General features: G+C 70.1%; 14 protein-coding genes. 12 read left to right on the top strand and 2 right to left on the bottom strand.

Annotation, left to right across the window (positions count from 1 at the left end):
• Positions 1-49: 49 nt before the first annotated feature.
• Positions 50-1,339 (top strand): type 2 periplasmic-binding domain-containing protein, encoded by a 1,290-nt coding sequence (locus C1A17_RS12180; protein WP_101653222.1) that lies wholly within the window; start codon positions 50-52, stop codon positions 1,337-1,339.
• 54 nt (positions 1,340-1,393) lie between these two features.
• A complete protein-coding gene (locus tag C1A17_RS12175; protein ID WP_245873735.1) occupies positions 1,394-2,854 on the top strand; it encodes an MFS transporter in 1,461 nt (486 codons plus the stop codon).
• A gap of 139 nt (positions 2,855-2,993) precedes the next feature.
• Here C1A17_RS12175 and C1A17_RS12170 read toward each other — a convergent pair whose 3' ends face one another.
• Together C1A17_RS12170 and C1A17_RS12165 are read right to left on the bottom strand one after the other, a co-directional pair.
• Entirely contained in the window at positions 2,994-3,791 is a 798-nt protein-coding gene (locus C1A17_RS12170; RefSeq protein ID WP_101653221.1) for an acyl-CoA thioesterase, read from the bottom strand.
• A 117-nt stretch (positions 3,792-3,908) separates the two neighbouring features.
• Positions 3,909-4,634 carry an NADPH-dependent F420 reductase gene (locus C1A17_RS12165; protein ID WP_101653220.1) on the bottom strand — a complete coding sequence of 242 codons (726 nt, stop codon included), beginning with the start codon at positions 4,632-4,634 and terminating at the stop codon, positions 3,909-3,911.
• A 70-nt stretch (positions 4,635-4,704) separates the two neighbouring features.
• On the opposite strand from C1A17_RS12165, the gene C1A17_RS12160 reads away from it, so the two are divergent.
• From C1A17_RS12160 to C1A17_RS12115, 10 genes are all read left to right on the top strand, one after another.
• Positions 4,705-5,733 (top strand): LLM class flavin-dependent oxidoreductase, encoded by a 1,029-nt coding sequence (locus C1A17_RS12160; RefSeq protein ID WP_101653219.1) that lies wholly within the window; start codon positions 4,705-4,707, stop codon positions 5,731-5,733.
• A gap of 273 nt (positions 5,734-6,006) precedes the next feature.
• On the top strand, positions 6,007-6,648 hold the full coding sequence (locus C1A17_RS12155; RefSeq protein WP_101653218.1) for an ABC transporter permease: 642 nt from the start codon (positions 6,007-6,009) through the stop codon (positions 6,646-6,648).
• The gene (locus C1A17_RS12150) at positions 6,641-7,894 is read left to right on the top strand and encodes an ABC transporter ATP-binding protein (protein WP_425427308.1); all 1,254 of its coding nucleotides are present in this window, start codon (positions 6,641-6,643) and stop codon (positions 7,892-7,894) included. Before C1A17_RS12155 ends, C1A17_RS12150 begins: the two co-directional genes overlap by 8 nt.
• A complete protein-coding gene (locus C1A17_RS12145) occupies positions 7,894-8,748 on the top strand; it encodes an ABC transporter permease (RefSeq protein WP_219618280.1) in 855 nt (284 codons plus the stop codon). The genes C1A17_RS12150 and C1A17_RS12145 overlap by 1 nt, the downstream gene beginning before the upstream one ends.
• Positions 8,749-8,750: 2 nt before the next feature.
• On the top strand, positions 8,751-9,740 hold the full coding sequence (locus C1A17_RS12140; RefSeq protein ID WP_101653217.1) for a glycine betaine ABC transporter substrate-binding protein: 990 nt from the start codon (positions 8,751-8,753) through the stop codon (positions 9,738-9,740).
• A 268-nt stretch (positions 9,741-10,008) separates the two neighbouring features.
• On the top strand, positions 10,009-10,815 hold the full coding sequence (locus tag C1A17_RS12135; protein WP_101653216.1) for a basic amino acid ABC transporter substrate-binding protein: 807 nt from the start codon (positions 10,009-10,011) through the stop codon (positions 10,813-10,815).
• 228 nt (positions 10,816-11,043) lie between these two features.
• On the top strand, positions 11,044-11,835 hold the full coding sequence (locus C1A17_RS12130; RefSeq protein ID WP_101653676.1) for an amino acid ABC transporter permease: 792 nt from the start codon (positions 11,044-11,046) through the stop codon (positions 11,833-11,835).
• Between the two features lie 17 nt (positions 11,836-11,852).
• Positions 11,853-12,710, top strand: coding sequence for an amino acid ABC transporter ATP-binding protein (locus C1A17_RS12125; protein ID WP_101653215.1), 858 nt, complete (start codon positions 11,853-11,855; stop codon positions 12,708-12,710).
• A 154-nt stretch (positions 12,711-12,864) separates the two neighbouring features.
• The gene (locus C1A17_RS12120) at positions 12,865-13,128 is read left to right on the top strand and encodes a hypothetical protein (protein ID WP_101653214.1); all 264 of its coding nucleotides are present in this window, start codon (positions 12,865-12,867) and stop codon (positions 13,126-13,128) included.
• Positions 13,129-13,152: 24 nt separating this feature from the next.
• Positions 13,153-13,719 (top strand): HAD domain-containing protein, encoded by a 567-nt coding sequence (locus C1A17_RS12115; protein WP_101653213.1) that lies wholly within the window; start codon positions 13,153-13,155, stop codon positions 13,717-13,719.
• The last annotated feature ends 21 nt before the right edge of the window (positions 13,720-13,740 follow it).

Raw genomic sequence — 13,740 nt, 5'->3', positions numbered from 1 at the left:
CCGACCGACAGCGCGCCACGCGAGCGTCCTCGACGAGGAGGAACCCCCCATGACCACTGTTCGATCTCCCCGATTCCTGTCCGCTGCCGCCATCACAGCGACAGCCGTCCTCGCCCTCAGCGCCTGCGCCGGATCCGCCGGCAGCGGCGGAGGAGGCGGGGGCACCGGCGGCGGCACCGGATTCGACTACGGGGCGTCCCAGGAGGACGTCGACGCCGCTCTCGCCGAGCTCGACCCGATGAACATCGTCTACCAGGCCGGCGCCCAGGGCCCGAACTCCGTCTCCGCCCAGTCGGCCCATGACTTCAAGGAGTACGTCGAGGAGCGCTCCGGCGGGAAGATCACCGTCGAGGTCATCTGGGCGCAGGCGATCGCGGGCTACTCGGAGATCGACGATGCCCTGGCCGACGGCCGCATCGACGTCTCCTACGCCCTGCCGATCTACGACCCCTCCACCTATCCGGCCTTCGACGCGCTCGCCACCACCTCGGCGGGGCTGCCGAACTCCCCCGTCGTCGGCGAGCTCGTGGGCAACGCCGCGATCATCGACATGGCCTGGAACTCCGAGGAGATCCTCGCCGGGTACGAGGAGCAGGGCATCGTGCCGCTCACCCCGGTGGTGAGCACGGGCAACCACCACGCGATCTGCTCCGATGCCGGCACCACGCTCGACGACTGGAAGGGCCGCCAGGTCCGCATCCCCAGCGTGTCGCTCGAGGCCGTGGCGAGCAACCTCGGCGCCACCCCGGTGTCGATGGAGTACGTCGAGGTGTTCGAGGCGATCCAGCGCGGCACCGTCGACTGCACGCTCGCGCAGCTGCTCCCGTCCGAGGAGGCCGGTCTCCTCCAGATCGCCCCGAACGTCTCCTACGCATCGCCGGAGTCGAGCCTGTCGAGCCGCGGGGCCGGCGCGATGCTCGCCGGATCGAACTTCCAGAACCTCCCGCTCGCCTACCAGCAGATCATCTTCGATGCGGGTGAGCCCGGCTTCGTCGCGAGCTCCGAGGTCATCGCCAACGGCAACGCCGCAGGCGTCAAGCAGCTCCGCGAGGCCGGCGGCGAGATGACGCCGCTCGATCCGGAGGCGGAGAAGAAGTACAAGGAGACGAACGACGAGCTCATCGCCCAGGTCGAGGAGGACGGACTCATCGGTTCCGACGCCTCCCAGCGGATGAAGGACGCTGCGGACAAGTGGTCCGGCGTCGCCGAGGAGCTCGGCTACGAGGAGGGCGGGGACTTCAGCACGCTCGACGAGTGGTACGACGTCGAGGACTTCGACTTCACGCCGTTCGCCGCGCAGCTCTTCGAAGAGGTCTACCTCCCCCACCGGCCCAGCTGATCCGGACGGATCGAGTCCACCTGCCCCGGTCGACCTCGCGGTCGACCGGGGCAGGTGCCGTCGGGAATCCCGTTACCTGACGGCAATGATCCGCGCGCGTCCTCCGGCGTAGTCTCGGCTGTCGACAGAGAGCCAGACTCCCACCACGATCCAGGAGGACGCAATGAGCACCCCGAACCGCAGTCCGGCCCCCGCACTACGTCCGCCAACCTCGAGGCCGGTGCCACCCGGCAGCTCACCGAGGCCGAAGCGCGCAAGGTCACCCTCGGTGCTCTCGTCGGCACCGCGATGGAGTGGTACGACTTCTTCCTCTTCAGCGCGGCCGCCGCCCTCGTCTTCAACGTCCAGTACTTCACCAACGAGAACGCCGCCGCGGCCGCGATGGCCTCGTTCGCGACCTTCGGGGTCGGACTCGTGGCCCGCCCGATCGGCGGCATGATCTTCGGTCGGATGGGCGACAAGATCGGGCGTCGCAAGACCCTCATGGTCACGATCGTCGGCATCGGCATCGTCACCGGCCTCATCGGCATGCTCCCGACCTACGCGGCGATCGGCATCTTCGCCCCGATCCTCCTCGTGCTCCTCCGCGTGGTCCAGGGCCTCTTCGTCGGCGGCGAGTGGGCCGGCGCGATGACGATCGTCGTCGAGAACGCCCCGCTCAAGCACCGCGCGCGCTATGCCGCGATCCCGCAGATCGGCTCCCCGATCGGCACCATCCTGTCCTCCGGCGGGTTCTTCCTCGCCACCCTCTTCTTCTCGCAGCAGAACTTCGACTCCTTCGGCTGGAGGATCCCGTTCCTCGCGGCGATCCCCATGCTCCTGCTCGCGATCTGGATCCGCTCGAAGCTCGACGAGTCGCCGGTGTTCCAGGAGCTCATGGAGTCCGACGAGATCGTCAAGGCCCCGATCAGCACCACCCTGCGCGAATCGTGGAAGCACATCATCATCGGCATGGCCGCGGCCCTGCTGGGCGTGGGCGGCTTCTACCTCGTCACGACCTTCGTCGTCTGGTACGGCGTCAACGTCCTCGGCCAGACGAGCGAGACGATGCTGCTCGGCACCCTCATCGCCGCCGTCGTGGAGATCCCGGTGCTCATCATCGGCGGCCGGCTGGGCGGGATGTTCGGCGCGAGCAGGGTCGTGCTATACGGCGGCATCGTCTCCGCGCTCATCGCGTTCCCGGCCTTCCTCCTCATCGACAGCGGCAACCCCGTGCTCGTCGTCCTCGGGATGACGATCGCCGTCGCCGCGCTGTCCTTCCCGTACGCCGCCTCCGGCACTGTGCTCACCGGCCTGTTCCCGGCCAAGACCCGCTACACGGGAGTGGCGTTCGCGCAGAACACCGCGGGCATGCTCAGTGGCTTCGTCCCGCTGCTCACGACCGCGATGGTGGCCTCGGTGGACAACCACTGGTGGCCGGCAGCCGCGCTGCTCGTCGCGGTCTCGCTGTTCACGGCGTTCGCCGGCATCGTCGCTCCGCGGATGAGCCAGGATCTGCCGGACTTCAAGCACTGAGAAGACGGCGCTCCGACGCCGCGCTGTTCCGGCCGGACTCCGGTTCGAACCGCCGCGCACGAGGCCCCGCCCCCGCGATCATCGCGGCAGGCGGGGCCTCGGCCGTTCGGGCGTCGCACCGTCCTTCTGCGTCGACCGGCTACTTGAAGTACACGAGCTGGTGGGTGGTGGCGAGCAGGTCCCCGGACTCGCCCCAGATCTGCGCGGACTGGTCGAACAGCCCCTCGCCGAACCGCGATCCCCGGGCGGTCCCGAGCAGGTAGTCGCCCTGCGCGGCGAGCTCCTCGGCACCGGCGTGGAAGTACGCGGTGAAGCTCACGGTTCCCGCAGGCTTCCGCTCCCCCGTCCGCAGGTACACCCGGGGGAAGAACACGTCGCACGCCGAGGCGATCCCCGGGAAGTCCCAGGCCCGCGGCTCGGCATGGCGGAACCACTGCCGCGTCACCGAGTCCTCGGTCGCGTGCTCCGGGCTCTCCGGGATCTCGCCGGTGACGAACCGCATCTCGTACTGGTTGAGCCACGGCAGCGGCAGTCCGCCGGGCCGGGGAGCGACCTCGGCCGGGGGCGGCACCTGCGGGAACTCGGCCTCGGTGTCGGACCAGGTCTCGCGCATCTGCGCGAACAGCGCGGTGCCGGTGACCGTGACCTCGCCGTTCTGCGTCGCCGTGATCGTCCAGTGCTGGTTCGACCGGTTCGTGCGCGCCGGCTCCGCGCGGACGGTGTACTCGCCGTCGGCGATCGGCGCGGTGTAGTTGAGCGTGAGCGCCGCCGGCCGGCCCTGCACCTCGGGATGCTCGAGCACGGCCTGCAGGGCGACCGCGGCGGTGATCCCGCCGTAGGGCCCCACCATGTTCGCCCACGCCGGGTGCGTGTGCGCGGTCATCGCACCGCTGCCGTCCGGGGTGAGCGCGATCGCTTCGTCGAAGGTATGGGTCATGGGTCCTCCTCGGGTCGGCCGGTCACGGCCGTTGTCTGCGCGGGGGCGCCCCAGCGATGAGACGCGCGTCACGTCCGAGCCTAGCGAAGCGGCGGCGGGCCCGAGGGCACCCGACCGTCAGACGGACGGGACGCCCCTCACGATGTCGCCGCCCCCCGAGGTGCGCTCATCGACCGCTCGACCGCCGGGGATGCCGACGGCCGCCTCGAACTCAGCCCGCTCGAGCCGCCTGCCGAACACCGGCCCGTCGACGTCGAGGAGATGGGCCTGCTCCGCATCGAGGACCACGGGGTCGAAGCCGAACGCATCGACGAGCCCCGCGATGGCGTCGACCGCAGGCGCTCCGCCGGCGACGCCGAGCGCCCTCCTCCCCGGCACCCCGGCGGGCCGCGCGTCCGCGCCGAGGTCGGTGTACGCGGCATGGTTGAGCGCCCGGACGAACGACAGATGGGGATGGGCGGCGGCGAGTGCCGCGAATCCCCCGCCCCCGACGTCCGACCCGCCGACGCCGGCATCCGGGGGCGCGCCGTCGGTCGCCTCCCAGGCATTCGTCGCATCGACGACGATCCCGCGCAGGGCGCCGAGGTCGACCTCGGCGAGGGCGGGGCGGGGAACGGCGAGGATCGTCACCCGGGCCGCGACGGCGAGCGTCGCGAAATCGGTGAGGCGCGCCTCGGGGAGCAGGCTCGACACGATGAGTCCGAGCATCGGATCGTCCTGCGCTGCGGGCCGACCGGCGAGCACGAGGTCGTACCCGGCGTCGAGGACGAGGCGGCCGAGCGCGGTGCCGAGCTTGCCGACGCCGAGGATGCCGATGGTGATGGGAGCGGGTGCGGTGGTCACATCCGGGACAACCGGGCCCCGGGGCGGGGTATTCCGGAATAATTGCACCTTCAACCAGGTTCTCCCGGACATGACACACGAATTCGGCATCGACACCTTCGGCGACGTCACCGCCGGCCCCGACGGTGCGCTCCTCTCCCACGCCCAGACCGTCCGCAACGTCGTCGAGGAGGGTGTCCGCGCCGATGAGGTCGGCCTCGACTTCATCGGCATCGGCGAGCACCACCGCGACGACTTCGCCGTCTCCGCCCCGGAGATGGTGCTCGCCGCGATCGCCGCCCGCACCGAGCGCATCCGACTGGGCTCCGCGGTCACCGTGCTGAGCTCCGACGACCCGGTGCGCGTCCACGAGCGCTTCGCCACGCTCGACGCCCTGAGCTCGGGCCGCGCGGAGGTCATCCTCGGCCGTGGGTCCTTCACCGAGTCGTTCCCGCTGTTCGGCTACCGCCTCGAGGACTACGAGGAGCTGTTCGAGGAGAAGCTCGCGCTGTTCGCGAAGCTCCGCACCGAGCAGCCGGTCACGTGGCAGGGCACCCACACGCAGGACCTCACCGATGTCACCCTCTACCCGCCCATCGAGAGCGGGCAGCTGAAGACCTGGATCGCGGTCGGCGGCAGCCCGCAGTCGGTGATCCGCGCGGCCCACTACGACCTCCCGCTCATGCTCGCGATCATCGGCGGTCCGGTCGACCGCTTCGCCCCCTTCGCCGATCTCTACCGGCGCGCGCTCGCCGAGCTCGGCGGGACCGAGGGGAATCCGGTGGGCTACCACTCCTACGGCCACGTTGCCGACACCGATGAGCAGGCGATGGAGGAGATCTACGAGCCCTACACCGCACAGGTCGAACGGATCGGCGCCGAACGCGGCTGGGGCCGCCCCTCGCGGGCCTCCTTCGAGCACGAGGTGCGGCACGGCTCGATGGCCGTCGGCTCGCCGGAGACGGTCGCCGCGAAGATCGCCGCCGGCATGCGGTCGCTCGGCGCCACCCGGTTCGATCTCAAGGTCAGCACCGGCCCCCTCGCCCACGAGAAGATCATGCACAGCATCGAGCTCTACGGCGAGAAGGTCGTCCCGCTCGTCCGCGACATGCTCAGCTGACGCCACCGGCCGGAGGCCCCGGTCGAGCTGTCCGGGACCGCGCACCCGCGCCCGTACTCCGAGGTCACGACTTGGACACGGATCTCCCCAGGACACCCCAGCGGCTGGGAATGCCGCGGCGCTGCCGTTACCGTGGACGCACTGCGCGCTCCGCCGGTCCCGCTCACCCGAACACGGATGGGCGGGACCGGCGACGCAGCGTGTGAGCAGCACTGAAGCGAAGTGCGCACGAGACCGGACAGACGCGACGACGAACCGACAGGGGCAGCGACGATGTGGGATTACCTGGTGGACCGATTCCCGCAGATCGCGTTCGCCAGCTGGCAGCACTTCAGCCTCGTGGTCCAGTGCCTCATCCTCGCCACCATCATCTCGATCGTCATCGCCGCGCTCGTCTACCGCTCCGGGGTCTGGACGTCGGTGGCCAACTCCGTCACCGCGATCGGCCTGACGATCCCGTCCTTCGCCCTCATCGGTCTCCTCATCGCCCCCGTGGGGTACGGCGTCACCCCTGCTGTCATCGTCGTGACGTTCTTCGCCACGCTCCCGATCCTCCGCAACGCCGTGGTCGGGCTCGCCTCGGTCCCGTCCGCCACCGTGGAATCCGCGCGCGGCATCGGGATGAGCCGGATGCGCACCCTCCTCACCGTCGAGCTGCCGGTGGCCTGGCCGGTCATCCTCGCCGGCATCCGGGTCTCCGCGCAGATGGTCATGGGCATCGCCGCGATCGCCGCCTACTCCCTGGGCCCCGGCCTCGGCGGCCTGATCTTCACCGGGCTGTCCCGCCTCGGCGGTGCGAACTCGCTCGAATCGGTGGTCGTCGGCGTCATCGGCATCATCCTCCTGGCACTCGTGCTCGACCTCATCCTCGTCGGCATCGGCCGGTTGACCACCTCGAAAGGTATCCGTGTCTGATCAGCTCACCGGATCCGCCGACACCGCCGCGGACCGCACCCCGACGTCGACCGACTCCCAGGGCGCAGAGATCTTCCTGCGCGAGATCACCAAGACCTACCCCGGGCAGGCGAAGCCCGCGGTCGGGGGTCTCACCATGGAGATCCCGGCCGGCAGCATCGTCATGCTCGTCGGCCCCTCCGGCTGTGGCAAGACGACCACGCTCAAGATGATCAACCGGCTCATCGAGCCCACCGCCGGCAGCATCATCATGGACGACGAGGACATCACGACGATGGACGCCGACAAGCTCCGGCGGCGGATCGGCTACGTCATCCAGGCCGGCGGACTCTTCCCCCACATGACGGTGGCGACGAACATCGGGATCGTGCCGAAGATGCTCGGCTGGGACAAGGACCGGATCGCCGCCCGCGTCGACGAGCTCCTCGAGCTCGTCTCGCTCGACCCCGACACCTATCGCGACCGCTACCCGCGCGAGCTCTCCGGCGGCCAGCAGCAGCGGATCGGCGTGGCCCGCGCGCTGGCGGCCGACCCGCCCGTGCTCCTCATGGACGAGCCGTTCGGCGCGGTCGACCCGATCACCCGGCAGCGCCTGCAGGACGAGCTCATCAGCATCCAGGCCGAGCTCAAGAAGACCATCGTCTGCGTCACCCACGACTTCGACGAGGCGGTCAAGCTCGGCGACTGGATCGCGATCTTCGCCGAGGGCGGCCAGCTCGTCCAGTACGACTCGCCCGAGCAGATCCTCAAGCACCCCGCGAACGACTTCGTCGAGAACTTCATCGGCTCCGGCGCCGGCCTCAAGCAGCTCACCCTGAGCCGCGTCGCCGACGCCGAGGTGCGCGAGACGGTGACCTCGCCCGTCGCGGACGGCCCCGCCGCCGCCCTCGCCGCCCTGCGCAGCTCGGGCTCCGCCGACGACGCCGTCGTCATCCTCGACGACCGCGAACGTCCCGTGCAGTGGTACTCCTCGCGCCAGCTCGAGCGGCTCACCGAGTTCCCCGCCGCGCGCGACGAGGACCTCCCGGTGGTCGGCGACCGCGCCTCCCTCAACGACGCGCTCGACACCATGCTCGTGTCCTCGACGAGCAATGCGATCGTCACCGGCAGCAGGCACCGCTACCTCGGGGTGATCGGCGTGGAGACCGTCATGGACGCCATCACCTCGGCGCGCGGCGCCACGGCGGAGCAGACCCCGGACTCCCCCCGCGGAGAGAACACGACTCCGGCCGAGGGCGACTCGTGATGAGCCGGCCGGGCACCGCCGACTCCCGCACCACCGACTCCTGCACCGCGGAGCACGCCGCACCGGGAGCACCGCTTCAGGGCACCGCGACGGGGGCCTCGCGTCCCCGGAACGCCCGGGAGGTCGAGCGGGCCGGGGAGCGTCGCGCGCTGATCTTCCAGATCCTCGGCATCGCCGTGGTCTTCGCCGCGCTCGTCATCTGGCTCGTCACCGCCGATCTCACGGAGACCGAGCTCGGCACCCTCAACCCCGCGACCCTGTGGGGCTACACGCTCGAGCACCTCGCCCTCACCGCGGTGTCGGCGCTCATCGTCCTCGCCATCGCGATCCCGCTCGGCATCCTCCTCACCCGCCCCGCCCTCCGGTTCCTCACCGGACCGGTGATGACGGTGGCGAACATCGGTCAGGCCGCGCCGGCGATCGGTCTCATCGTGCTCCTCGCGTTCTGGCTGGGCTTCGGGTTCTGGGCCGCGATCGTCTCGCTCGTCCTCTACGCGGTGCTGCCCGTGCTCCGCAACACCATGGTCGGACTCACCCAGGTCGACGACAGCCTCATCGAGGCCGGTCGCGGCATGGGGATGAGTGCGACCGCAGTGCTGTTCCGCGTGGAGCTGCCGCTCGCCGTGCCGCTCATGCTCGCCGGCATCCGCACCGCGCTCGTCCTCCTCGTCGGCACCGCGACGCTCGCGACTTTCATCAACGGCGGCGGGCTCGGGGTGCTCATCACCACCGGCGTCAACCTCAACCTCACGACCGTGCTCGTCTCCGGCTCCCTCATCGTCGCGCTCCTCGCGCTCGTCATCGACTGGCTGGGTCGCGTCGTCGAGTACTTCGCCCGGCCGAAAGGACTGTGAGCATGAAGCGCCTTCCGCTCTCCGCCGCCCTCGCCGCCGCAGCCCTCGCCCTCACCGGGTGCGGCCTGCAGCCGGCAGCGTCGTTCGTCCCCGCCGTGGAGCCCGGCACCATCGAACCGGTGCCCGGTGCCGAGGACGCCGACCCGATCACCGTGACCTCGAAGTCGTTCACCGAGCAGCTCATCCTCGGCAAGATCGCGGTCCTCGCCGCCGAGGCGGCCGGCTACGAGGTCGTCGACCTGACGAACGTCCCCGGCTCCCAGCCCTCGCGCCAGCTCATCGAATCCGGCGGTGCGGATGTCGGCTACGAATACACCGGCACGGCATGGCTGACCTACCTGGGCCAGGAGGAGAGCATCCCCGACCCGCAGGAGATGTGGGAGGCCGTGTCCGAGATCGATGCCGAGAACGGGGTGACGTGGGGCGCGCCGATGCCGCTGAACAACACCTACGCCTTCGCCGTCGGACCGGAGCAGTGGGAGGCGCTCGGCGGGATCTCGACGCTGTCCCAGATCACCGAGCTCCCGGTCGAGGACCGCACCTTCTGCGTCGATGCGGAGTTCAATTCGCGCGTCGACGGGATGAATCCGATGCTCGAGCACTACGAGATGCCGCGCGGCGGCTCCGAGGGCGTGCCGGACGACCAGATCGGCGTCTACGACGTCGGAGCGATCTACGCCGCCACGGCGGAAGGCGACTGCAACTTCGGCGAGGTCTACACCACCGATGGACGGATCGATGCCCTCGAACTCACCGTGCTCGAGGACGACCGCCAGTTCTTCCCGGCCTACAACGCCGCGCCGACGTTCCACGCCGACTCCCTCGACAACCATCCGGAATACAAGGAGATCCTCGACTCCTTCGGCGATCGGCTGACGAACGAGGTCATGCGCCAGCTCAACCTCCGCGTCGACGTCGAGGGCGAGGAGCCGGCGGACGTCGCCTTCGACTGGATGGTCTCCGAGGGCCTCATCACCGACCCCGCCGCCTGAGCGCGCCGAGGACGCCGCCTGAGCGGACCGAGGCCGCCGGGATCACCTGCCCCCGGGGCGCCGACCCGATGGCGCGCGGCCGACGGGACACGGTGCCGCGGAGTGACCCGGGTCACAACGAAACGGACACGATTTCCCGTGAGGCGGCCTCGCGCGGGGGCGGGTCACGGTCCGGAGGAGTATTTTCTCCCCATACCGGCCGCACAGCCACCCGCCGATCGCACGATCGGCACCGGCCGCCCGGCCGCCCACACGACGAGGAGACACCGTGAACCGACGCCTGACAGCCGCCCTGGCACTTCCCGCCGCACTCGCTCTCACCCTCACCGCCTGCGGCGGCGGGGGATCGGAATCCGAGCCCGCCGCCACCGGTGAGGGCGGCATCCCTCTCCTCGAGGAGGGGAAGCTCAAGGTCTGCACCCACCTGTCCTACCAGCCGTTCCAGTTCGAGCGCGACGGCGACGTCGTCGGCTTCGACGTCGACCTCGTCGATCTCGTCGCCGAGGAGCTCGGCGTCGAGCAGGAGATCGTCAACACTCCCTTCGAGACGATCACCACCGGAGCAGCGTTCAACACCGGCGAGTGCGACCTCGCGGCCGCCGGGATGACGATCACCGAGGAGCGCGCCGAGGTCATCGAGTTCTCCGAGGGCTACTTCGACGCCAACCAGGCCGTCGTCGCGAAGGCCGATGCGAACATCGCCGACGAGGCGGGGCTCGCGGGTGTGCCGATCGCGGCACAGACCGGCACCACCGGCCTGCAGTACGCGGAGGAGAACCTCTCCGACGCGGAGATCATCACCTACGAGGATCTCCCGCTGTCGCTCCAGGCCCTCCAGAACGGCGACGTCGAGGCCGTCATCAACGACAACGGCGTGCTCTACGACTTCGCCAAGGAGAACCCCGACTACGCCGTCCAGTTCGACATCGAGACCGGCGAGGAGTACGGCATCGCCGCGAAGAAGGACAACACCGCGCTCATCGACAAGGTCAATGAGGTCGTCAGCGCTGCGAAGGAGGACGGCACCTACGACTCGATCTACGAGGAGTGGTTCGGCGCCGCCCCGGCCAACTGACCCGCAGCCGCCGTCGCCGATGCCCGCTTCCCCGCTCCCGGCATCGGCGACGGCCCTGCCCCGCCCGGTCCCGCGCCACGAACCGCACCCGGGCGGGATCCATCGCACCGAGAAGGGTGAATCGTGACCCAGGACAGTTCCCCGGGATCCGGGACCAGCACCTCGGCGGTCGACGCCCGCAGCTCCTCGACCCCGGGCATCCCGCCCGCACCGGCCGTCAAACCCGGGATGAGCAAGCGCAAGAAGGCGAAGATCTCCCGCGGCATCCAGTACGCGATCCTCCTCATCGTGCTCGCGATCGTCATCATCGCCGCCGACTGGGGTCAGCTCGCGGACACGTTCCTCGACTTCGAGGTCGCCGCGGGCATGTTCCCCGAGGTCATCACCGTCGCACTGAAGAACACCGTCCTCTTCACCGTCCTCGGGTTCGCCCTCGGCCTGGCGCTCGCGATCGTCCTCGCGCTCATGCGCCTGTCCTCGGTCGCTCCGTACCGCTGGATCTCCGCGATCTACATCGAGTTCTTCCGCGGGCTGCCCGCCCTCGTCGTGTTCCTCGTCATGGGCTTCGGCCTGCCGGTCGCGTTCCCCGGCATGGGCCTGAGCAAGCTCGTCGTCATCATGATTGCGCTCGGACTCGTGTCGAGCGCGTACATGGCCGAGACGATCCGCGCCGGTATCCAGGCCGTGCCCAAGGGCCAGGTCGAGGCCGCCCGCTCGCTCGGCATGTCGTCCTCGCGCGCGATGGTGACGATCGTCCTGCCGCAGGCCTTCCGCATCATCCTGCCGCCGCTGACGAACGAGCTCATCCTGCTGACGAAGGACTCCTCGCTCGCCTACATCCTCGGCTCGGCCGTGGGCGGGCGCGAGCTCGCCGCGCTCGCCCGCGCGGAGATCGTCAACTCCGCGAGCCTGACGCCGTTCATCGTCATCGCGCTGTGCTACCTCGTCATCACCATCCCGCTGTCCTTCCTGTCCCGGGTGCTCGAACGGAAGTTCGGCGCCGTGGGATCGAAGAGCTGAGCCTGAGAGGAATCCTCATGAGCACGCCCACCGGCGAACCCGCAGGCTCGACCGCCGCGACCGGCGCACCCGCATCCGGCTCCCCTGCCCCCGGCGCCCCGAAGACGGCCCGCCGACAGGTCGATCGCACCGGGGAGCCCATCGTCCGCATCACCAACCTCAAGAAGGCCTTCGGCGACAACGAGGTCCTCAGCGACATCAACGGCGAGATCCACCGCGGCGAGGTCGTCTGCATCATCGGCCCCTCCGGCAGCGGCAAGTCGACCCTCCTGCGGTGCATCAACCTCCTCGAAGTCCCGACCGCCGGCGAGATCGTCGTCGACGGGCAGTGCATGACCGATCCTGACATCGACATCGACGCCGCCCGCACGCGGATCGGCATGGTGTTCCAGAGCTTCAACCTGTTCTCCCACCTCAGCGTCCGGGAGAACCTCACCGTCGCCCAGCGCAAGGTCCTCAAGCGCTCGAAGTCCGAGGCCGACCGCGTCGCGGAGCACAACCTCGAGCGGGTCGGTCTCATCGAGAAGCTCGATGCGTCTCCGGCCTCGCTGTCCGGCGGCCAGCAGCAGCGCGCCGCGATCGCCCGCGCCCTGTCGATGGACCCCGACGTCATGCTGTTCGACGAGCCCACCTCGGCGCTCGATCCCGAGCTCGTGGGCGACGTCCTCAACGTCATGCGTTCGCTCGCCGACGAGGGCATGACGATGATCGTCGTCACCCACGAGATGGCGTTCGCCCGCGACGTCGCCGACCGGGTGGTGTTCATGGCCGACGGCGTCGTCGTCGAAGAGGGCCCCGCCGCCCAGGTGATCGGCGATCCGCAGCAGGACCGCACGCGCGAGTTCCTCCACCGGGTGCTCCACCCCACGGGGTGAGCCGGGCGCGGTCGCCCCGACGTCCCGGCCCGGTGCGACTCGTTGCCCGTGGTCCGGTCCGCTCCCCGGCCGATGCGCCCCGACCGGCAGGACGCCTTGCCGTGCGTGGAGTAGGCTGGGATCTCAGGTGCACCAGCCACGATGGGAGACGCACATGTCGAAAGACCAGCACAGGACCACCGATCCCGCCGAGAGCAGCGGCAACTCCGGACTCGACAAGGTCAACGAGGCGGCCAAGGACGTGCTCGGCCCCGCGGACCGCGCCGAGGACAAGCGCGGCGGCTACGTCGAGGCGAATCCCGACCCCCGCGCGGTCGCTGCGGCGCACGGCGACACGCTCATCACCGATGAGGACGGCAACACCGTCATCATGGAGAACCCCGCCTCGCCGAACCACCCCGATTCGCCGACCCGCTGACCGGTGGATCCGGCCACCCGGCAGATGACCGGAGCGGACGCTCCCGCCTCCGGCAGCGGGAGCGCGAGCACCGGCGTGCACATCTTCCTCGACATCGACGGGGTGCTCGTCACCGAGCCCTCCCCGCCGTTCCCGCGTGACTTCACCGCCCGCGACGTGCGGGTGGCCGACGGACGCTTCGTGCCCGTCGCCTACTCCGAGGCGATCATCGCCGGCCTCGCCGACATCCTCCGGTCGCCCGGCGTCGCGGTGACCACCGCCTCGTCGTGGGAGCACGACGCCCCCTTCCTGTTCCGGGCGCTCGGGCTGCCGGAGAGCCCGTGGCTGCCGGTCATGGACCGCGGGCCGACGATCTTCCACGGCAAGGAGCAGGCAGTGCGGGACCACCTCGCCGAGCACGCCCGCGGCTCGGACGGGGAGACGGGGCGCGTGCTCTGGATCGACGACCACCTGCCCGCATCCGAGGCGGACCGCGCGGAGCTCGCCGCCTCCCTCCCCGTCGATGACGCGCTCCTCATCCGCACCTCGGCCCGCGAATGCCTCACCGCCGCCCACCTCGGCGAGATCGCCGATTTCGTCCGGCGGGACTGAGACGCGGGTGTGACGCCCCTC

The sequence above is a fragment of the Brevibacterium ihuae genome (assembly GCF_900184225.1).
Taxonomy (GTDB): Bacteria; Actinomycetota; Actinomycetes; order Actinomycetales; family Brevibacteriaceae; genus Brevibacterium; species Brevibacterium ihuae.
This window is presented reverse-complemented; position numbering and strand designations above follow the sequence as displayed.

Excerpts from the sequence above, each read along its gene's own strand:
- C1A17_RS12180 (WP_101653222.1), top strand. The coding sequence starts at position 50 with ATGACCACTGTTCGATCTCCCCGATTCCTGTCCGCTGCCGCCATCACA.
- C1A17_RS12170 (WP_101653221.1), bottom strand. The coding sequence starts at position 3,791 with ATGACCCATACCTTCGACGAAGCGATCGCGCTCACCCCGGACGGCAGC.
- C1A17_RS12160 (WP_101653219.1), top strand. The coding sequence starts at position 4,705 with ATGACACACGAATTCGGCATCGACACCTTCGGCGACGTCACCGCCGGC.
- C1A17_RS12155 (WP_101653218.1), top strand. The coding sequence starts at position 6,007 with ATGTGGGATTACCTGGTGGACCGATTCCCGCAGATCGCGTTCGCCAGC.
- C1A17_RS12145 (WP_219618280.1), top strand. The coding sequence starts at position 7,894 with ATGAGCCGGCCGGGCACCGCCGACTCCCGCACCACCGACTCCTGCACC.
- C1A17_RS12140 (WP_101653217.1), top strand. The coding sequence starts at position 8,751 with ATGAAGCGCCTTCCGCTCTCCGCCGCCCTCGCCGCCGCAGCCCTCGCC.
- C1A17_RS12130 (WP_101653676.1), top strand. The coding sequence starts at position 11,044 with ATGAGCAAGCGCAAGAAGGCGAAGATCTCCCGCGGCATCCAGTACGCG.
- C1A17_RS12125 (WP_101653215.1), top strand. The coding sequence starts at position 11,853 with ATGAGCACGCCCACCGGCGAACCCGCAGGCTCGACCGCCGCGACCGGC.
- C1A17_RS12120 (WP_101653214.1), top strand. The coding sequence starts at position 12,865 with ATGTCGAAAGACCAGCACAGGACCACCGATCCCGCCGAGAGCAGCGGC.
- C1A17_RS12115 (WP_101653213.1), top strand. The coding sequence starts at position 13,153 with ATGACCGGAGCGGACGCTCCCGCCTCCGGCAGCGGGAGCGCGAGCACC.